Origin of the sequence: Paenibacillus paludis, from assembly GCF_042610515.1 — a bacterium.
Taxonomy (GTDB): Bacteria; Bacillota; Bacilli; order Paenibacillales; family Paenibacillaceae; genus Paenibacillus_AQ.
The window spans coordinates 83631-103015 of the sequence record NZ_JBGJZP010000013.1; the positions used below are offsets into that span (position 1 = coordinate 83631).

Sequence of the window (19385 nt, forward strand, 5' to 3'; positions counted from 1 at the left end):
GCCTTTACGTTCATGCCATCTTATACCTCGATTATAGGGAACTAGGCTGACAGTGTCTATTCAGCAGTGCCGGAGACTTGAGGGCAGCGGCTGAGTTTAAAGCCAGGATAACCGCACAAGAGGAGGCCTCCGCCATGCGGAAGCCTCCTCTTATACCTGCCCTTTATTCCCTCTCATCCGGTTTTTGCTGCTGCTTCCTGAACAGCCATTCATGCTCCGGATCGTTGTGAAAAACCCATGTACGGACCGGGCCTGCCATTACGTTGAGATAATAAGAATCATAGCCCGGCGGTGCGGATACCGGGTGATAGCCCTCCGGAACCAGCACGATGCTGCGGTCGGGCACGGCCATGGTCTCATCAAGGCTGCGGTCGTCGTTGTACACACGCTGCATTACAAAGCCATGGGCGGGATTCACCCGGTGATAGTAGGTCTCCTCCAGATAGGACTCCGCCGGCAGATTATCCCGGTCATGTCTGTGCGGGGGATAGCTGGACCAGTTGCCGCCGCCCGTGCGCACCTCGACGACCAGCAGACTCTCGGCCTCGCTCTGCTCAGGCAGGATGTTGACCACCCGGCGCGACATGCTGCCTGAACCGCGGTCCTCGGCCACAGTATCGGACGGGGCGATCAGCCGCGGTGCATATTTGCCTGTCCCCGGCGCAAGACAAGCGGCCAGCTCCAGCTCCGTCAAGGCTGTAACTTCATAATGCCCTCCTGCCGGGACATACACCGCATACGGCGGCAAATCCTCAAACACAGACATACGCCCGCCGATACCGGCGAACAACTGGCCGTCTACCCTTACATCCGCCTTGCCCGCCAGCAGCACCAGGCAGATTTCGTTCCCTTCCGCGCTGCGGTTCAGCGTATCTCCAGCCTGCAGCTGAAACACTTCAAACCCAACGTATTTCCATCCGGCGCTTTCTTTGCTCACTGACGCCACCAGTCCATCCTTGCCGGGCGCCCCGGCCTTAATGATTAGATCGGACATCCTCACCGTCCTCCTCCATATTTAAACTATGCATCCGCTTACAATGCCTGTATCACCGATATTCCCTCTCCGGCACACGCAGACAGCTTGACCGGAAGCCCGGTCCGGTGCGATTCCATGGCGGCCTCGGCAATCCGCTCAGCCTGCTGCCCGTCAAGACCGCAGCAGATTAACGGCTCCTGCAGGGTGATCGCCTGTGCGAATGCGGCAACCTCATCGATGAAGGCCTGGTTGTACCGCTCCAGGAAGAAATGCTGCGGCTGATCGCGGGTGACCGAAGCCGCAGTGGACACCTCCACTGTGGTCGGGCGGCAGTTGTCGGCGGTGGCCGAGCCCTGCGAACCAAATACCTCCACCCGCTGATCATAACCATAGACAGCCTTCCGGCTGTTATCTATGACGCAGATCGCGCCACTGGCAAAGGTCAAGGTGATGACAGCCGTGTCTACATCTCCGCAGCGCCCGAACATCGGATCGACCAGATTGGCCCCCCGGGTATACACTTCGGCTACTTCCTCGCCCATCAGGTAGCGGGCCATATCAAAATCGTGAATTGTCATATCCATAAACATTCCGCCGGACGAACGCACATAAGCCTCGCCGGGAGGCTGCGGATCACGCGAGGTGATCTTCACAATATGCGGACTGCCCAGTTCTCCTGACTGGACCAGCTGCTTGAGCTTGCGGAAGCTGGGGTCCATACGGCGGTTGAAGCCGACCTGAAGCAGTACGCCTTCTTCCTCTGCAATTTGCAGTGCCCGGCTGGTCTGCGCCGACGACAGGCTGATCGGCTTCTCACAGAAAATATGCTTCCCGGCGCGGGCTGCCTGCTCAATCCAGCTTGCGTGGGTATCCGTCGGTGTGCAAATAAACACCGCCTCGATCTCAGGGTCATTCAGAATAGCTTCCCCATTTACAAATACGGAGCCAAGGCTCCGGCTCTCCGCCCAGGCCAGCAATTCCTCGCTCACCACAGCCTCGGCGATTGATTTCAGCTTAAACGACGGCATTACGCGCAGATTATCCGCATGCAGGCGGCCGATTCTGCCCGCCCCGATAATGCCTACTACGATTGGATTTACCATGTTCGCTTATCCTCCTTTGAGGTAAGCGCTTAACCATCCCGAGAACAGTATACTCCAAGCACCACTGAAGTCTCAAGCAAATCTTTCGCCGCCTGTAATATCGGCGGATTTCACTGCCGTTAGCTGCCGGATGCAAACCTCAGCAGTAATGCAAGGCTTCACCCAGCGCGACTAAAGCCATCGCCTGCCCGTAGGCCATAGGGGCGATAATGATCCCCTTGTAATCTTCTTTTGCCGCCCCGATCGGTGTCCCTCCTGATACACCTAGCACTGTACCTTCATCGTCAATTCTGTCCAGCACAGCCCGAATCGCTATCAGGGCCGGTTCAGCATATGCCTCCGGCAGCAGCCCCCTGCGTACACCATGCAGAATACCGGCTGCGATGGCTGCCGACCCGGATGTTTCGGTATAACTGTCCGGGACGTCCAGCAGCGTATGCCACAATCCGTCCCCGCTCTGGCAGGCCAATAAGGCCTCTGCCTGTGCATGCAGAATCTGCTGAAGGTAAGTGAAGACTCCGCTGTCCAGATACGGACGCATCAGCTCCAGATACTCCGGCAGGCCGAGCGTGAACCAGCCATTGCCGCGGCACCAGATCGCTTCACTGAAATTGTGCCGGCCGCCAAAGTGCCAGCCATGAAAGAACAATCCCGTCTTTTTGTCATACAAGTATTTGATATGCAGCAGCAACTGGTGGAGCGACGTTTGCCGCCATTCGGAGTTATCGTATTTAACCCCCATTTTTGCCGTGAACAAAATAGCCATAAACAGCGTGTCAATCCAGATTTCATTGTCATGGAGTGTAATTTCACTCTTGCTCGCTCCTGTTGTGACATGCTGATAGCCAAGCTCCTTCGTCCGGGGCAGATCATTCATCAGCCATTGCACCCATTCAGCGCTTAGTTCCTCCGCCTCCTCCAGCTCCATCAGCGACAGCAGCGGGGCCGTCGTATTGATGTTCCGGCTTGGCAGTCCCTTCGTAAGCTGCCGGTTCATCCACGGCTTGGCATAAGCCTGATAACGGTCGTCCCCGAAATGCTGCTCAAGCTTCTGCAGACCATACAGCCCCACGCCCTGCGGCCAGTCCCATTCCTCCATTCCGAAATCACGGGCAAAATACCCCCTCCTGCCTGCATCCTCCCCTAAGCTCTGCAATTCTGCTTCGTTGTCCGGCCGCGCAAGCTTCAGCAGCTTATCCGTCACCCGGTCCAGCTTTCCGACGATTTCGGCCTTGTTAACCCGGCTGTTGTTCATTTATAGCACTGCTCCTTTTCCCGCCTTATTTTGGGGTGTTCCCTCATCCTGCGCTGTTCCCATATTTATTCTGAACGTCCTGATCTCATAAGGCTTGATCTGGAATGCCAAATCATCCTCCCGCCACGCCTCCTGCGGCTCCTCCATCAAATTACATTCCTGCCAGGATTCGATGGGGTAGGCGCTCTCTATACGCACCTGCATCCGTGAACCGGCATATTCATGCAGGCGAAGCACCACATGGCTGCCATCTTCCGAGCGCTTTATGGCATCGATCAGCACATGTTTGCCCTCGATGAAGAACAGCGGCTCTCCTTCCAGATGTCCCGGGACCGAACGCAGGGGATTATTCAGCTCCCAGGCCTCCTGGACCACCCCGCCTTCCACAAAATCGCCAATATGCGGATAAAGGGCGTAAGTGAAGGTATGCCGTCCCTGATCCTGCTCCGGATCGGGGTGAACGGCCGATTTCAGCAGCGTCAGCCGCAGCACGCTGTCTTTGATGTCATAACCGTATTTGCAGTCATTGAGCAGGGCTACACCATACCCTTTCTCACTGAGATCGGCCCACTGATGACCTACCGTCTCGAAACGGGCATAATCCCAGCTCGTGTTCCAGTGCGTCGGCCGTTTGACGTTGCCGAACTGAATATCATAGGTAGCTTCCATGGCATGGATATCGACCGGGAAGGCTGCTTTCAGCAATTGATTATGCCCATGCCAGTCGACGACTGTCCGGAAGTCAATTCTTGCCGTATCACGGTAGAACATAATCTGCTGGGTAATCGTCGAGCGATGATAAGTCCATACCATGTGCAGCACAGCCCGCAGCGGACCGTTCTCGACCAGCCCGCACTGCGTAAGCTGCGAGATTTCCGTCATCTTTTCCTGGTAGAAGATATCAATATCCCAGGCTTCATAATCCAGCGGCTTGTCTTCGAATACCTGAAGCACATTGCCGCGCTGTCCTTGTGCCAAGAGCTCGCGGCCGTTCCGGCGGTCACGCATCGAGGTGAAATGCCCCTGATCGTTCCAGGCCACCTCAACCAGCGGTGTGGTCAGACTGTTCGCGGCAATATCGGCAAGCTGCCCCTCTCCCTCCAAGCCGGTATGTTCCTGTTGCCCCCGTTCATATTGCAGAACCGACGTGCCGAGTGCAGGCACGGAAGGAATATACACCAGCCTGCCGCCATCTGCCGTCTGCTGTTGTTCCAGCAGCATCCCGGTCGCATCCCGGATGACGCCTGTATCTGCAGCTTCGCCCGGCAATTCAATATAACGCGGACGATCCCAGGTCGAGCTGTTGAGTAGTGTGAAGCATTTTTGCCCGCCGGTGAAACCTCCGTTTCCTCCCCCACCGTTAATTAGTGCCAGCGACCGGGCCTCCCCTTCCGCATATTCAAGGTCACTATCCTCGTATACCTCTTTAATCGATGAACCCGGGATAATGTCATGGAACTGGTTGCGCAGCAGGATCTCCCAAATCTCACGCAGTTCAGCCGCAGGATAAGAGGTTTGCAGATCGCCGCGTCTCACACCGGTCAGCGTGTGCAGCCACTCCGCATCCCGCAGCAGCAGCTCCAGGCGGCGGTTGTATTTTTTATTGCGGGCTTGCGAGGTGTAGGTTCCCCGGTGGCATTCGAAGTATAATTCGCCGTTCCAGGTATGCACCTGCGGTTCAGCATCCCGGATACGCTCATGCAGCCCGGCAAAATACTCCCCCGCACTGCCCATCTTAAGCTTAGGCATCCCCGGAAGCTTATCAAACCGCCGCCTAAGCTCCAGCATCTCCCGTGTAGGCCCGCCGCCTCCGTCGCCCCAGCCATAAGCAAACAGCAGATGATCATTGATGTCCTTATCCTGATACGAATTCCAGATTCCCCGCAGCAGAGCGGCAGTCATCCGGCCGTTATACGTATACGCATCCCCGTTCTTCTCAGAGGTTGTAATGAAATGCGTCAGAACCTCTGAACCGTCCATCCCCCGCCACCAGAACGTGTCATGCGGCATCCGGTTGAACTGGTTCCAGCTGATTTTGGTTGTCATGAATGTGTCTATGCCTGACTTGCGCAAAATCTGCGGCAGCGCCCAGCTGTACCCGAACACATCAGGCAGCCATAAATACTTGCTTTCGATGCCGAACTGTTCACGAAGGTAGCGTTTACCCGTCAAAATCTGGCGGACCAGCGACTCGCCGGACGGGATATTGCAATCCGCCTCCAGCCACATTGCCCCTTCCGCTTCCCAGCGGCCTTCCTTGATCTTATCGGAGATGCGGTGAAACAGATCAGGATAATCACGCTCCAGATAGTCATACAATTGCGGCTGCGTTTGCAGGAACTGATATTCCGGAAATTCCTCCATCAGCCGCAGTACGGTAGAGAATGAACGTGCCGTTTTCTCGCGCGTATGCTTTAGCCGCCACAGCCAGGCGACATCAATATGGGTATGCCCAACAGCTGTAATCGTCATATCAAACGTTTTAGGCATGGCATCCACCGCTTGATTCAAGCTGGCATCTGCCCGGTACAGCGAAATCATGTGCGCTTCCGAGCCGGGCTCAGACCAGTCAATTTCCCGGAAGGCATCATTCAGCGCCTTTTTCAGCCACTGCTTTTCCGGCTGGTCGCTGCCCAGATAGCGGCAGGTGTCCAGCGCCGCCTGCGACATATAGAACAGATCATCAATCGTCTCATCGAGATAACCAAGCATCGCCTCGCTAATCCGGTGCTCCTGAACTACGGGCGGCCCTCCGCCCTCCAGACCGGACCACAGCCGGAAGACCAGCTCCACCGTCTGCCCGCCTAATGCATCGCCAAAGATAACCTCCCTATGGTTGGTATCAACGCCTTGATAAGGCTCTCCGTTCACAAATAGCAGAGATTCAAACCCGGAGTTGTTGAAGCTCCCCGACTTGCCGAAGTCAAATCTTCCCGCGATCTTGAAGCCCGCTTGACTCGGAGGCAGCACCGCCACGGCACGCAGCCAGACATAACGGTCACGCCCGCGCCAGAGCTCCTGCAGCCTGATCTTGCCATCAAATGATACGGCCTCCGGATAGACGCGATTGGCCCCGTCCTCATCCTCCGCGAGCTCCAGTTCATTCAGCTCCAGCACCTTGCGGTATCTGTACTTTCCGATTTCCGCCTGACGCCGGATCAGCTTTTCTTCTGTTAAAAACATCATTTCCACTCCTTGTATCCGCTTTCATATCGCCACTATAGCAAACCCTCCCGATCAAAAACTACCTTATATTTGCTGGAATTCCCCTCTTATATTGCAAATCTTGCTTTTCTGCACATATAATAAATGCATATTAGAAAATAAGGCGGCGAGGGCATATGCTTGAAAGCGACCTGTTGTATGAGCAAGGGTATAGCGTACGCATCAACACTCCGGCTGATCCGCTTTTTTATTATTTTGATTATGACCAGCGGTCCCATAATATCAATATGGAGTTTCAGCATTTCCATGATTTTTATGAGATTCATATCTTACTCGATTCCAGAGCCACCCATATCATCGAAGGCAACGTGCACCCCCTTCAGCAATATGACATCGTTCTGCTTCGCCCTCACCGGCTGCATAAGACCCAGTATCCGGCAGGTCCGCCACATAAGCGGCTGATTATTAACTTTGCCGTGCCCCAAAATATACCCGGTTTAGAAACCGCTTACAAAAATATGCTTCTCCCTTTTGGGGAAGAAGTGCCGGTCTACCGTTTGACGGGTGAGACGCGGAGAGCCGTGTTTGATCCCCTTAACACTATCTTCAGCTTGTCGCACAGCGCTTCGCCGCTGAACCCTGTACTGATTCACAGCCTTTTCCAGCAATTTTTATGCGCTTTGTACCAGCAGCGGGAGCGGAGCAACTATGTACTAGAAGAAATCGGGAATTCTATTATGCAAAAAATATATTCAATCACCGCATATGTCCACAGTCACTACAATAGCGAGCTGTCTCTGGAGTTCATCTCCAGGGAGTTCTATATCAGTCCCTATTATTTATCGCACCAGTTCAAATCGGTCACCGGTTTTACACTGACCGAATATATCCAGATGACCCGGGTCCGCAATGCCCAGCAATTGCTGATCATCACCCGGCAGAAGATTTCCGACATCGCCGAGCAGTGCGGATTCAACAGCTTCTCCCAGTTTAACCGCGTATTCAATAAGCTTAGCGGCATGTCTCCGTCCGCGTTCCGTAAGCATCAGGCCTCGTCCAGTCCAAGCTCAACCCTGTTGTCCTACTAAGCTGAAGCTCATTTGAGCAGCTGAACCCAATGAAAAAAAGCTCCTGAGCTGTCCGTAGGGACAATTCAGAAGCTTTCTTTCTTGGTATGCGGTCAAGAGGACTCGAACCTCCACGATATTGCTACCACTGGCACCTGAAGCCAGCGCGTCTGCCAATTCCGCCATGACCGCAAAGTATTGTTTATTGCAGTGCAGGAATTAATATATCATGATTTTAACAATAGGGCAAGTTAATTTTTATTTAGCATTTAAATTCTCCAATGTAAGGCCTGGCGTTTAAGACTAATATCATAGGTAGACCGTTTTCATAGCTATATATTATTACTAACGATTTCCCATTTGGTCACAGATCAATAACGAGGTGATTTTGTATGAGCAGGCCTTATGTAACGGCAACAAGCACCAACAAGCTTCATTTATTCCTCGCGGAACTGGATAGCAGAATGAAGAATTTTGAATCTCTGGACGGCGTCCAGGGCATCACCTTGAACGGCGGATTATCCCGCGGGTATGCCGACGAGTTATCGGAGATCGATTTGGTTTTCTACTTGGAGTCCTCCCCGTATGAGCTGTGGAACAGCGGACAATCCCCTATCCCCCTAGGTATTACCAGGATCGGCAGCTATCTGTATGACATCAAGATCTCAGATCTGGAAGAAGAGCTGCAGCGGTCATGGGAGAGCGTGGCGCTGTGGGATTTATCCTATGCAAAAGTCCTGTACGATCCCACGGGGCAAATCGCCAAAATGATGTCAGAAAAGCTGGCGCATACACCAGAGCCGCTGCATGCCGAAGGCTTGTTATTCAATTGCTGGTGGTATTTCCGGCTGGCTGGGGATATCTGGATTCACAGAGGTGATCCCGTGCAGGGCCACTCCATGCTCAATATGGCAGCGACCCGCTTGCTGGAGGCCTTATTTATTGCCAACCGTGAATATGTGCCGCATGAGAAATGGCTGGTCCACATGAGCAGAACGCTGCCATGGACTCCGGCCTGCTGGGAAACAAGACTCAAGGAGATGATGAGCACCGGGGACCTCTCCAAGGAGAGTCTGATTGTAAGACAGGCCATAATCGAGCACCTTTGGCGGGAAGTCGATTCTTATATCATCAGCAAGGAATGTCCGGGCTACAACTTGAATGTAATGCACAAAACCTTCTATGATCTACTGAAATTTCTGCTGCCTAAAGACAGTCTCCCCATTAAGGAATGGACGGATCACATGGGTTTATCCATGTTGTCGCGAGAACCTTTTGTCCGCTTTACCTCCGTCACCAAAGACCAAATCATTGTAGATAAGCACAAACTTCTATCCATTCAACCGGAGGAACTAGACTCGTGGTTTGCGGCCTTAGTAGAACAAATTAAGGAGGAGTCAGAGTGAATAGCCAGCGATTATGTGATAAAGAAGTTGTTCCTACGGAAGAACAGATCTATACGTTTATTGGCGCAGAGGCCAAGCAAGCATGGATCGAACTCAGCCGCTTTGCCGAACAAAATTACGATCAACAGTCAGAACTCAATTTTGGCGGAAAAAATTATGGCTGGAATGTGAGATACCGCAAGAGCGGGAAGACCTTATTTGCTATGTTTCCGGAAAAAGAGGGCTTTACCGTTCTGCTTGTACTCGGGAAAAAGGAGATCGAAGCGTACACGGCTAGAATGGAAGAGTTCGGGACATATTTCAAATCGGTGTATGAAGCTGCTGCTCAATTCCACGATGGACGATGGCTATGGATTAAAGTGCATTCTATAGATGAACTTAAAGATATTGAGCAAATGATCCTGATCAAGAAAAAACCCAAGAAGCGGGGGTGATTGGATGAACTGGAGAATTAAAGAGCGGCTGCAATTCGGAAAAGAACTGAAGCTTATCGACGGCTACTGCCACTTTGGCTTTCATAATCCACAGGGTACCCGCTATATTTTGGACCATGATACACACTGGGTTGGGGAAATCGCGACGGATACGGACACTCTGAACTGGACGGCCGGTAATCAGATCGTCAGAGAGCATGTTAGGCATATCTATGCGGATATCCTCAACCCTACTTATATTACCTTTCCGGATAAGGAGACCGTTATCGTCGCCAGCAGCGGGAATAACAAAGTATTCGCAATTAACCCTGCTGCCGGAGAAGCCCGGTTGCTGATAGACGGAGCGGCTTGTGGATTTAAGGATATTGGGAATTGTGAGTATGATTCTGCCGGCTTCTTGTGGATCAATGAAGTGACCGGATGCCGGGTCCATAAATTTGATCTGAAAGGTAATTTAATGACTACGCTAGGAACGGGTGAACCAGGATTTCAGGCGGGCACAGTATCTTTTACACAGGTGCAGTTTAACTGGATTTATGATTTAAGACGGGGAGCGGATGGAAACCTGTATGTGCTGGACAGCAAAAACTACTGTGTGCGCAAGATTGATCCCGTTAATGAAGAAGTCACGGTGATTGCGGGAACGGGCCGCGGCGGTTACACCGGAGATGGGGGATCTGCGATCCAGGCTACCTTCGGTTCAAGCAGCGGAGAACATTTTGACGGGCCATGGTCACTATCTCTCGACGAAGCCTCCAATCTGTATATCGGAGACACGCAAAATCATGTCGTCCGCAGGGTTGACCATCGCTCCGGGATCATCACCACCATTGCCGGAACCCCGCACATCGTTTCTCCAGCGGAGCATGTTCTGGATACTCCAGATCCCTTCAGCCTTCAGCTGCCGAGAATATGCAGCCTCGATTATTATGACGGTCAGCTGTTTGTTCCTGAATGGGACGGGGAGCTGATTATTCTGGAAAAATGCCCATGACTGTCGTCCGGCTCAACTGCCGGTTGGAAAACGCCGCCCCTCTCCCCTCCTTGAATCCATGGTTATTCCATAGTCCGGGATTATAATGAAATTACGACGTCGAATTCAATTTCGGGAGAGGTAACTATGATCAGTAGCGAAAAAGTCGGCAAACGCATCGCCATGCTCCGTAAAGAAAAACAGCTGTCCCAAGAACAATTGGCCGAACAGCTCAATGTCACGGCTCAAGCCGTCTCCAAATGGGAAACAGGGAAGTCCCTGCCCGAAACCGCCACCCTGCCTTTGCTGTCCAGTGTACTGGGCCACCCCATTGACGGCATTTTGCTGCCCCAGGAATTAGTCGTACTTTCCGCCGTATACACAGACGGCCGGGATTCCCATGATGTCACCCACTTTGTGAACCAGTTCGTGGCCGGCAACAGACTGTCCTTCACCGTCAGCGATCATATCTTCCCCGGCTGTCTGTCCGGCGACCGCTCCAAGGTGCTGATTGTCAGATATGAGACGCCTGCGGGAATCTATTCAGCCTATGCGCTGAAAGAACAGCTTCTGACGATTGATGTCCATTCCAAAGGGTATACCTCCGGCAAAAGCGGACTGGAATTTGTGTACGCCTCCTATGGAAATGAGCTGATCCACCGGAATGTTTTGAAGAAGATGCAGCATTATGAGTTCTTTCAGTGGGAGCATTTCACGGTCAGCCACGAGCTTTTCCCAAGCCTTATCGACAATGATGGCAACGATTATCTGCTGCTCCTCTACTTGAATGCCGAGGGTATTCATGCGGTAAGCTGTGCCGAAGGTGAGCAGATTCACTACAGCCCGGACCGGACCCGCCTCTTCGCCATCCAACCGTCCCGGCAGCATTATATTGTTGAGAATGTAGGCCGACTTGGCTTCGGCCAAGGAATGGACTGCTCATGGGCAGGAGCCTTCTATCTGTCTTTGAGCACAAGGGGGATTGAGACTACCTATGAGCAGGTAATGGGGGTGTCCGGGGCATGCTGGAGAATTTCTTTTACACCTATGTGGGATTATAGCTCAGCCGATGCGCTCGTAGCCTATGATTATTCAGCTGCTGCCCATAAAGCCTATGGTCTTACAGCCAGCCGGGCGAACCGGCTTACACCGGAAGAGCGCAAACAGGAGAAGCAAAAACTAATGGACAGCATTCGGAAGCATCAGCTGCCGATAGCGATCAACCTCAGGGTTGCCCCCGAGTGGGGCGTAATTACAGGGTACTTGGACAATGGGGATACCCTGCTGTGCCGCAGCTATTTTGACGAAGAAACCTTCGAGAGTCTGCACGACGATCCAGAGTTTCAGAGCGATATGAAGGTCAGCAAGGGCTATTTATATGTGGACCATTGGCCTTATATGCTAATGCGCTTTGACAGCCAGGCTCATGTACCGTCAGCTCTGGACAACTTCTATGCTTCACTCAGGGTCAAGCTGGACTCCATGAGGGCCGATGACAATAGAGGCTACCAGCTCGGCTATAAGGCTTTGGATACCTGGTGCGAAGGTCTGCTCAGCAGCCGGTGGTACCAAGATGCAGAAACCTCTGATTTTGAACGCAGGTTCAGCGTAAACTACTTTTGCATGATGGCACTAACCGATGCCCGTAGAAGCGCCGCAGCTTACTTAAAAGCATCGCTGCCGCTGTTGCAGCATCCTGCCGAAGCCGGCGCGCTGGCTGAGATGGCCGGGGTGTATGAACAGATCGACGCCTTACTTGAAGGTTTTTACAAGGGAATGACCGATCCAGCTTCTATAGAGCCGGGCGTTTCCCCCCGCCCGTTCTGGACGAATGAGCACCGAAGCCGGCAGGCGGAGCTACTGCAAACCGTAAGCATGCTCGAACACCGTGGAGATGGGCTGGCTAAAGAGATACTGGAGAACAGCCAGCGCCATGCAGAGGCTTAAAGACTTTCTTCATAAATTGAAGTATAGGAACAAATGATAAAAGAACCTGTGGCCCTTGAACTGGGTGACAGGTTCTTTTGTTCAGCTTATTTGGAGGGATCACGTGGGCAAATCCTGGCGAAAGCCTGCACTGTAGACTGTTTCTTTGCACTATGCACCTATCGGGGAAAATTCTCTTCGAGATCAGCCCGCTGCTTACTCCTCGTTTCCAGTTAACTTTCTCACTGGCCGCAGCACCGCATAGCCATAGCCCTCGGGGAAATGGCGCTGATAGTCCTGCTTCGTTTCTTCATCCCAGGCATAACCCATGACCTTGGGATCGTAGTTCCAGGCCACTTGCTCAACAGTCCGCATCACTTGACCATTATCCTTCAGGTAATCAAATGGCGGGTGAAAAAAGACCAGATACTCCGATTCCGGAATATCCCTGCACTCCATCCCCTCAGGGATCTTCCCGTTGTAATCCGATGAAACAGGGATTCCGTACAAGTAACCTTTTTGGCCGTTCTTATAGAACCATCCGGCCGTCTGGCCCAGTTGTCCAGCTAACGTATGATGAGACATGCTCTCCAGCGTTCCGGAGATTTCATCGCAATCATGCCCGTTCTCCCAGAACCCGGCGTAGTTATGGGAAGCAAGGTCCCAGATCCCGATGAATTTATGGGCCGGTATGACTTCGAGCTTAATCTCCGCTTCCTGCAAATGCACTTCTCTCATTTTATCCCGCTCCTTGATCAGATAATGATAAGGAGTGAACACTTCGGCACGAATGGTCAGTGGAATGGGACAGGGTGCTTTCCGGTAGGCAGACGGGGTCGTGTTAAAAGCCTTCGAAAAAGCCCGGGAGAATGCCTCCTGCGACGAAAACCCGAACTTTACGGCAATATCCAGAATTCGCGTATCCGTGTCGCGCAGCTCCAGGGCGGCACGGCTGATTCTGCGCATCCAGATATAATCCCTGAGTGTCGTCCCGGTCAGCGCGTGAAACTGCTTGGTGCAGTAATAAGGGGAATACCCAAGCTGTTCCGACATTCTCAGCAGTGTTGGCGCTGCTGTAAGATCAGCATCAATCCAATCAATCATGAGCTGAACCATTTCATTCCATTCCACCATTGAAGGTTCCCTTCCTCTCATTGATGATCTTAGCAAAGGCAGCGCTTGTATATTTGACCTGAATTGCAATCAGTATTTGTATTCTTTATAATACACGGAAGCTAATATTGCAGCGCAAAGGAGAAACGATATGCCAACAGATGCAGGGACAAAAGAAAATCCTTGGAAATTAAAGACGCCTCCGCTAACCTCTGAATATGAAATGTATAAAGATGAAAAAGACGGCAAACCCATTATCGTCTGCACGGTAGGTAAAACCGTGCTGCATTACGACTATCGCTGCATCAATGACTTGTACGCCATGCTTAAGGAGCATGGGGAGTGGATGGAGCTGGGCAGCGCTGATGAGCAGAAGCCGGCAAAAGCAGGCACGGTCGAAGCCTGGGGGCGTTCTCCTGACAACCCGGTCGGCGGCTGGTACGGCTTGAAAAAGGGTCTGCGCGGCAGATTCGGTATGTATATCCCTCCCTTAATGGAGGCATTAGGACTTGCAGAAGTCGAGCATCAGCCAAGGAACAACCGTATGAAGGCACTGTAAGGGATGGAATCCCTACCTTTTACCCGAATCAAGCCCTTCAACACGATCCGACTAAACAGCACGCTGCATTCCGTATGAACACATTATTCATTAATCAGCTATTCTTGGGCTGTGATGTTTGCATTTGATACTGGCATGAGATATAGCAGAAGACACCCCTAAGGGTGTCTTCTGTGCAGTACTGCATATTATTTTGCACCTGCTGCTGCTAAAGCCTGCATAGTACAGAGCAGACGCTTCTTTATGCCTTAAGATTCAGCACCAGCACACTCACCGAGTTAGCAGGCAGATTAAGAACAATATTGCTGCTGTTCAGTGTAATCTCCCGCTCGTCAGGCACGATTTGCTCATTGTTTTTCTGGTTTACATTAGGCACATGTACAAGCTGGGCTTCGCCAGTCAAGGTGATCAGCTTCGCGGCTGCCCCGACCTTCAAATCTTCAAGCTGCAGCTGCGTTATTTTGTCTACATCATCGGCATTCACAAGCTTTACATACACATGCTTCGCGTCTTTTGTAACCGAGTTGAAGATCTCTCTGTTGTAGGCCTCCAGCTTGTAGTCCAGCACCTTGCTGGCTGCTCTGCCATCCGTATACGAACAGATCAGGCTCTCTCCGTTTTCACCACCGTAATTCACTGTAATCGTGTATTCCGTGTTGTCGGAAATCTCTTCATAGCTGGCTGCTCTAAGATTGCCTGCCGCCGTGCTGGAAGAGTAGTCGCCCAAGGTATAGGCTTCCACGCCTTGCTTGTACACCTTCACACCGGTAGCATTGCCGCCATAGCTGATAGCATATTCGAGGACGTCCTTGTTCTCCGGTGAAATGTCAGTCAGCCCTGCGCCCACGTAGAAACCGTCCTCCCCCGCGATTCGCGAAGCAACAACCTCCACCTTGTAATCGGTCCAGCTGTCATTCAGGATGTACAGGCCGTTCAGCCCGCTGGTCTGAGCTTTAAGTACAAGCCCTTTATCCGCCTGAACGGTATACCCTGCGGAGCCGGGGATGGTCTGCCAAGCCGGATCCAGCGCCTGTGTAAAGTCCTGATCAAGCAGCACACGGCCATCCTTGTTCGACGTTACGGTCACGCGCTTCACCAGAATATCAGCATTGCCTGCCGCGACTTCAATTCCGCCATGAGGAAGAAGTGCTGCCGGTTTGCCGTTTCTATACGTGGAGAAGGAGGTTGCCAGTACTTTATTGCCCAAATATTTCGCATACAGCTGCTGCACATAATAGTTCGGGGTGAACCACACCGTCTCATCGTCGAACCAGATGCAGTCCGGTGTCCAGCGGTAGGTCCCGTCCGTCAGCACCTTGTTGAACAGCGGCGCATAGGCGGCGAGCAGAACGACATCCGCATTGTTTTCAAATCCGGTCATAACCGCTGCCTCTGCTACTGCGCCGGCCAGTGTGTTTTTGTCCGTAGAAGCATATTCCCCGACAAATACCTTGGAGGTTTCCTTCCAGTCGATGCTGCCGTCAGCGTTATACGCTCTATAGTAGTAATTATACCGGTCGGCATTCGCAAGCAGATAGTCATTGGAACGGTAGTAATGCTCATCGGCAATCGTGTCCATGTAGTTGCTCTGCTGCCCGTACCAGGTTACCGTTTCTTCAATTACTTTATGCCCGTCGGCAAAAGCCACCTCAGCCGATCCGCTGAGATTGCCGCTCAGGAACTTCCAGCCCTGTTGGTACGCATCATCGTCCGCTTGCGCGCCAACCGTGGAGATAATATGCAGCTCATGCCCCGGATAGTTCTGCTCCATATAGGCATCTATTGATGTCTTGAACACTTCAAAGTTGGCGAAGAACTCTGTACCCCAGTTCTCGTTGCCTACGCCCAGATAGCGCAGATCAAACGGAGCTTCATGGCCCATCTTGCTGCGCATGGCCGCCCATTCGTTATTCTCGAAGTCCATGCTGATGGCGAAGTCGATCAGGTCGGTAAAGTTCTTGATGTAATACTCCCGTAATTCGCCTCCGGCCGGATGGGCGTAGTCCGAACGCGCCTGGCACAGCACGCCGCAAGCCATCACCGGAAGCGGAGTTGCATTAAGGTCTTCTGCCAGCTGGAAATATTCCATATAGCCGAGGCCCATAGTCATCATGTAGCCCCATACGTTGTAATTTTCTTTGCGCAGCTCAACCGCTCCGATGGAATCCTTCCAGTCATACACATTCTCCCAAATAAATGAGCCTTCAGAGATGCAGCCGCCGGGGAAACGCAGGAATTTCGGATGCATGCCGACAAGCGCGTTCACCAGATCTTTTCTCAGCCGGTAGTTCGGGTTACCCGTATAGTTGGCGTGAGCCGACCGGGAGTGCTCTTCCTCGCCTGCCCCCCATACATCCTGCGGAACCAGGGACACCATGTCGATCGAAATTTCACCCGCAAAAGCAAGCGCCAGCTGGCCAAGAGCCGTAGCCGAACCCGTCAGCACAAGCTTGGCATCCACTCCATACTTCTTCCAGGTGTTTCCGCCCTCCACTTTCACGAATACGGAATCACTGATTGCTGACCCGTCCGCTCCCTGAAGCTGCAGCGTAATTGTACCGGCTGACTCTGCCTTCGCCCAGATCGTGAAATCGTACTTCGCGCCCGTTAGTATGGACATGGCACAATTTCCGTTGGAATCAGCAAACCCTTTGTTCTGAATCACGGCGCCATCCGCCACCGTCACATAATAAGCATTTACTTCCGGGTCCTTTACGCCAAAATGTTCATTTAGTCCGCCGCTGTGCTGCGGGAGCATCTTACCGGTATCTCCGGACCACGCGAATAAGGGCTCGCGGTTCCGGCCGGTGGAGCAGCCGCATTCCCCGGAAGTATGGGAATAGGTATCAAAAGCAAAAGATTCGAACGAGCGGTTCTGCACCAGCTCAGCATAAATTCCGCCGTCCGCTGCGTTGTTAATGTCTTCATAGAACAAGCCGTACATCACCTCGCTGACATCGAGGATTTCCTTATTCCCATGGATGGTCAGAGTATATGGAGGCAGGTCCTGCGGCAGCACTGAGACGTCGAAGCTTTTTTCCATAGAGACAGGCCCCCGGGTCAGAACTGCGGTAAGGGTTGCCGCTTGAGCAGAGCTTATTTCCTGAACCTGTCCATTATCCAGAAGCGCCGCAGGCTGGCTAGATTTCCAGCTCACTTCAACTTTTCCGCCCATCAGCGAAGCCGGCAGTGACAAGTCCTTAGTGATTATGGTCGTGGGGAAGGCAAGATACTTGTCTCTGGCCAGCCTTACGATCTCTTCATTACTCAATGAATCGCACATCACCTCAATGACCTCGTCCATCGACAAACCCGCTTTATAAATCCGCATATCCGAGAGCGAGCCGGCAAAGTCTGCATCCGCAGCAAACTGCGAACGGCCGATAAAATTGCTGCTGTAGTTGTCCGAATCCGTAAAGGTCGCGAACCATCTGCGCAGCTGGGCATAGTTGCCGCTGGAGGTCTGGCTGATCGAGCCGTCGGCCACGGCTTCACCGTTCACATACACCACCGGACCCGCACTGCTTAAAGTGCCGCCTTGCGTACCCGTTACAGACATGGCAATGTGCATCCACTCGCCCCCGGCAAATCCTCTGCCCGGATCAACGGCCAGATCGCCGCCGGCAGACAGGGTACCGCGCAAATTACGTGTCAGGAACAGATAAGGCCCTTTCTCCCCTTTGCCAAAGTCAAAGATCCGCTCCCATACGTTAGAGCCCTTGGCAAAGTTCACCCATGCAGCAACGGTTATCCCCGTGTTGTCGCTTACATCTTGAAGCAAGTCCGCCGGAAGCCGGACATACGAGGTTCCTGCATCACCACCCGCAAACGTTGCAGCCACTCTGCCGCTCACCTCGGAGATTACCGGTGCTACCTTGCCGAAGGCCTCTCCGTTCCGCCCTTGTCCAGAGCTGTCTTTAGCGATATGGTCTGCATCCTCGAATTTGTAATGTGCAATGATTTGATCGCGGAAATTAGTCATTAGGGTCTCTCCCAACCTTTTATTTAATATAAATATGAATCAGTTTATAAAAATAAATACCATATAGCTATACTACCTCATTAGGCGGTTATTTCTCAACTTTTTTTGCCATACTCGTGGAACTAGCACAAGCCGTATCCAATCCTCTGTGTACTATAGGAGTAAATAGAACAATGAGGTGATCTGCAAATGGGCAATTCAGCAAGAGTGCGCAAGCAGGCAAAACGATTGAAGGGCCGAAAGGTCTGCATTACGCTGCATGACGGGCGTACCTATGTAGGATGGATAACCGGACTCGATCAGGGGGCGCTCATTCTCTCCAAACAGCGCAGTAACCATAAACCACGTAGAGCTTCCACCTCCCGTTCGCAAAAGGCCACAACCTCAGCATTTCTGCCGTTGCTCGGATCCTTGCTCGGAGGCTCGGGTGCCGGCGCTGCCGGACTGGGCGGGGGGCTTGGCGGACTGGGCGGACTGATGGGCGGCGGACTCCGCTTCTTCGGAATGATTCAGAAAGCTATGCCGGTGATGAAGATGGGCTACGGCATGATTAAGACAATCAGACCGTTTATGAGTGGGCTTAAGGGATTGATGGGGGGAGGAGGCGGGGTTTAGCAGCTTAGGGGCCGACCAAAGAAGAACCAGCTATTCCTTCTTTAACAAAGAACGACATCCGTTTCTGTATATATTTTCTTACAATATTAAAAAGACACCCCGGGGGTGTCTTTTTTGCGATGTATCCTGTTCACTTCATATACAGCTCAACCAGCTCATAGCATCTTTCCTTCGTGACCCCTGACTGGGTCGCTGCATATTCCAGCGGCTCCATCGTTCCGCCTTCAAATTCTGCCGCTGCCTTCGCCGCCGTTTCATCTCTTTCTGTGATCCATTTTAATTGCTTTTCTTTTAATTTGGCCATTTCATCTTTCGGGAGCTGCTGCTTGAGCACCTGGTAAATCTCATTTAGAGCCGCATCCCACCGTCCATACTCCTTGTCCGCAGCCTCGATCATCGACGCCGTTGTCCCTTCATCAGATAAAGCCTGCAAATCCGTAAGCCCCTCTTCAATCTTATCCAGCTTCTTCAAATAGTCCTGCTTCATCGATCCGGCGGCAGGCTCCTGCCCGATTGCAGGCGACGTTTCCGGCGACGTTGCTGTTACTGTTTGCTGAGCAGTCTGATCCGGCTCTGCCGAATTTACCTTGCTGTCTGCATTATTACTGCAACCGGCAAATACTAAACTGCAGGTCAATAGAGTCAATATCATTGTTTTTCTCATTCGTCCTCACCCTATCATCGGTTTATAGTATATATCGTGTGGTTTGGCTTACCTTTTAGCAGAGGCTTATTTGTATATATTACCTGCATTGGCAGCATTGTAATCATCGCAGGTATAGTTAAAGATATACTTTCCTTCCAAAAACTA

The 19385-nt window shown here is 52.2% G+C and carries 14 protein-coding genes and 1 tRNA gene; 7 read left to right on the forward strand and 8 right to left on the reverse strand.

The features are described from left to right. Nucleotides 1–163 precede the first annotated feature (163 nt). The 4 genes from iolB to ACAN56_RS22730 all read right to left on the reverse strand — a co-directional run bounded on the left by iolB (nucleotide 164) and on the right by ACAN56_RS22730 (nucleotide 6517). On the reverse strand, nucleotides 164–994 hold the full coding sequence (iolB, locus tag ACAN56_RS22715) for a 5-deoxy-glucuronate isomerase (RefSeq protein WP_379145843.1): 831 nt from the start codon (nucleotides 992–994) through the stop codon (nucleotides 164–166). A 38-nt stretch (nucleotides 995–1032) separates the two neighbouring features. Continuing rightward, on the reverse strand, nucleotides 1033–2079 hold the full coding sequence (gene iolG / locus ACAN56_RS22720) for an inositol 2-dehydrogenase (protein WP_379145844.1): 1047 nt from the start codon (nucleotides 2077–2079) through the stop codon (nucleotides 1033–1035). Between the two features lie 139 nt (nucleotides 2080–2218). After that, nucleotides 2219–3334, reverse strand: coding sequence for a glycoside hydrolase family 88/105 protein (locus ACAN56_RS22725; protein ID WP_379145845.1), 1116 nt, complete (start codon nucleotides 3332–3334; stop codon nucleotides 2219–2221). Beyond that, nucleotides 3335–6517, reverse strand: a complete 3183-nt coding sequence (locus tag ACAN56_RS22730) for an alpha-mannosidase (RefSeq protein WP_379145919.1) — start codon at nucleotides 6515–6517, stop codon at nucleotides 3335–3337. Nucleotides 6518–6675: 158 nt separating this feature from the next. Between ACAN56_RS22730 and ACAN56_RS22735 the strand changes: the two genes are divergently transcribed. After that, nucleotides 6676–7587, forward strand: a complete 912-nt coding sequence (locus ACAN56_RS22735; protein WP_379145846.1) for a helix-turn-helix transcriptional regulator — start codon at nucleotides 6676–6678, stop codon at nucleotides 7585–7587. Between the two features lie 87 nt (nucleotides 7588–7674). Here the strand turns inward: ACAN56_RS22735 and ACAN56_RS22740 are convergent. Next, nucleotides 7675–7758: transfer RNA gene (locus ACAN56_RS22740), tRNA-Leu, on the reverse strand. Nucleotides 7759–7958: 200 nt separating this feature from the next. On the opposite strand from ACAN56_RS22740, the gene ACAN56_RS22745 reads away from it, so the two are divergent. The 4 genes from ACAN56_RS22745 (at nucleotide 7959) to ACAN56_RS22760 (ending at nucleotide 12326) form a co-directional block, all read left to right on the forward strand. Beyond that, entirely contained in the window at nucleotides 7959–8972 is a 1014-nt protein-coding gene (locus ACAN56_RS22745) for a DUF4037 domain-containing protein (protein ID WP_379145847.1), read from the forward strand. Then, a complete protein-coding gene (locus ACAN56_RS22750; RefSeq protein WP_379145848.1) occupies nucleotides 8969–9406 on the forward strand; it encodes a DUF3788 domain-containing protein in 438 nt (145 codons plus the stop codon). Before ACAN56_RS22745 ends, ACAN56_RS22750 begins: the two co-directional genes overlap by 4 nt. A 4-nt stretch (nucleotides 9407–9410) precedes the next feature. Further along, complete coding sequence (locus ACAN56_RS22755) at nucleotides 9411–10400, forward strand: NHL repeat-containing protein (RefSeq protein WP_379145850.1); 990 nt, start codon at nucleotides 9411–9413, stop codon at nucleotides 10398–10400. A gap of 126 nt (nucleotides 10401–10526) precedes the next feature. Then, nucleotides 10527–12326, forward strand: a complete 1800-nt coding sequence (locus ACAN56_RS22760; RefSeq protein ID WP_379145851.1) for a helix-turn-helix transcriptional regulator — start codon at nucleotides 10527–10529, stop codon at nucleotides 12324–12326. Nucleotides 12327–12521: 195 nt separating this feature from the next. On the opposite strand, the gene ACAN56_RS22765 is transcribed toward ACAN56_RS22760, so the two are convergent. Next, complete coding sequence (locus ACAN56_RS22765) at nucleotides 12522–13439, reverse strand: helix-turn-helix domain-containing protein (protein ID WP_379145853.1); 918 nt, start codon at nucleotides 13437–13439, stop codon at nucleotides 12522–12524. Nucleotides 13440–13569: 130 nt separating this feature from the next. Between ACAN56_RS22765 and ACAN56_RS22770 the strand changes: the two genes are divergently transcribed. Next, nucleotides 13570–13977, forward strand: coding sequence for a DUF6855 family protein (locus ACAN56_RS22770; RefSeq protein WP_038584784.1), 408 nt, complete (start codon nucleotides 13570–13572; stop codon nucleotides 13975–13977). Between the two features lie 241 nt (nucleotides 13978–14218). On the opposite strand, the gene ACAN56_RS22775 is transcribed toward ACAN56_RS22770, so the two are convergent. Next, nucleotides 14219–17959, reverse strand: coding sequence for an alpha-L-arabinofuranosidase C-terminal domain-containing protein (locus ACAN56_RS22775; RefSeq protein ID WP_379145854.1), 3741 nt, complete (start codon nucleotides 17957–17959; stop codon nucleotides 14219–14221). A 189-nt stretch (nucleotides 17960–18148) separates the two neighbouring features. Here ACAN56_RS22775 and ACAN56_RS22780 point away from each other — a divergent pair, with 189 nt between their 5' ends. Continuing rightward, nucleotides 18149–18574 carry an LSm family protein gene (locus ACAN56_RS22780; protein WP_076113433.1) on the forward strand — a complete coding sequence of 142 codons (426 nt, stop codon included), beginning with the start codon at nucleotides 18149–18151 and terminating at the stop codon, nucleotides 18572–18574. Between the two features lie 130 nt (nucleotides 18575–18704). Here ACAN56_RS22780 and ACAN56_RS22785 read toward each other — a convergent pair whose 3' ends face one another. Further along, nucleotides 18705–19238, reverse strand: coding sequence for a lysozyme inhibitor LprI family protein (locus tag ACAN56_RS22785; RefSeq protein ID WP_379145855.1), 534 nt, complete (start codon nucleotides 19236–19238; stop codon nucleotides 18705–18707). Nucleotides 19239–19385 lie beyond the last annotated feature (147 nt).

Excerpts from the sequence above, each read along its gene's own strand:
- iolB (WP_379145843.1), bottom strand. The coding sequence starts at position 994 with ATGTCCGATCTAATCATTAAGGCCGGGGCGCCCGGCAAGGATGGACTG.
- iolG (WP_379145844.1), bottom strand. The coding sequence starts at position 2,079 with ATGGTAAATCCAATCGTAGTAGGCATTATCGGGGCGGGCAGAATCGGC.
- ACAN56_RS22725 (WP_379145845.1), bottom strand. The coding sequence starts at position 3,334 with ATGAACAACAGCCGGGTTAACAAGGCCGAAATCGTCGGAAAGCTGGAC.
- ACAN56_RS22730 (WP_379145919.1), bottom strand. The coding sequence starts at position 6,517 with ATGTTTTTAACAGAAGAAAAGCTGATCCGGCGTCAGGCGGAAATCGGA.
- ACAN56_RS22735 (WP_379145846.1), top strand. The coding sequence starts at position 6,676 with ATGCTTGAAAGCGACCTGTTGTATGAGCAAGGGTATAGCGTACGCATC.
- ACAN56_RS22745 (WP_379145847.1), top strand. The coding sequence starts at position 7,959 with ATGAGCAGGCCTTATGTAACGGCAACAAGCACCAACAAGCTTCATTTA.
- ACAN56_RS22755 (WP_379145850.1), top strand. The coding sequence starts at position 9,411 with ATGAACTGGAGAATTAAAGAGCGGCTGCAATTCGGAAAAGAACTGAAG.
- ACAN56_RS22760 (WP_379145851.1), top strand. The coding sequence starts at position 10,527 with ATGATCAGTAGCGAAAAAGTCGGCAAACGCATCGCCATGCTCCGTAAA.
- ACAN56_RS22765 (WP_379145853.1), bottom strand. The coding sequence starts at position 13,439 with ATGGTGGAATGGAATGAAATGGTTCAGCTCATGATTGATTGGATTGAT.
- ACAN56_RS22770 (WP_038584784.1), top strand. The coding sequence starts at position 13,570 with ATGCCAACAGATGCAGGGACAAAAGAAAATCCTTGGAAATTAAAGACG.
- ACAN56_RS22775 (WP_379145854.1), bottom strand. The coding sequence starts at position 17,959 with ATGACTAATTTCCGCGATCAAATCATTGCACATTACAAATTCGAGGAT.
- ACAN56_RS22780 (WP_076113433.1), top strand. The coding sequence starts at position 18,149 with ATGGGCAATTCAGCAAGAGTGCGCAAGCAGGCAAAACGATTGAAGGGC.
- ACAN56_RS22785 (WP_379145855.1), bottom strand. The coding sequence starts at position 19,238 with ATGAGAAAAACAATGATATTGACTCTATTGACCTGCAGTTTAGTATTT.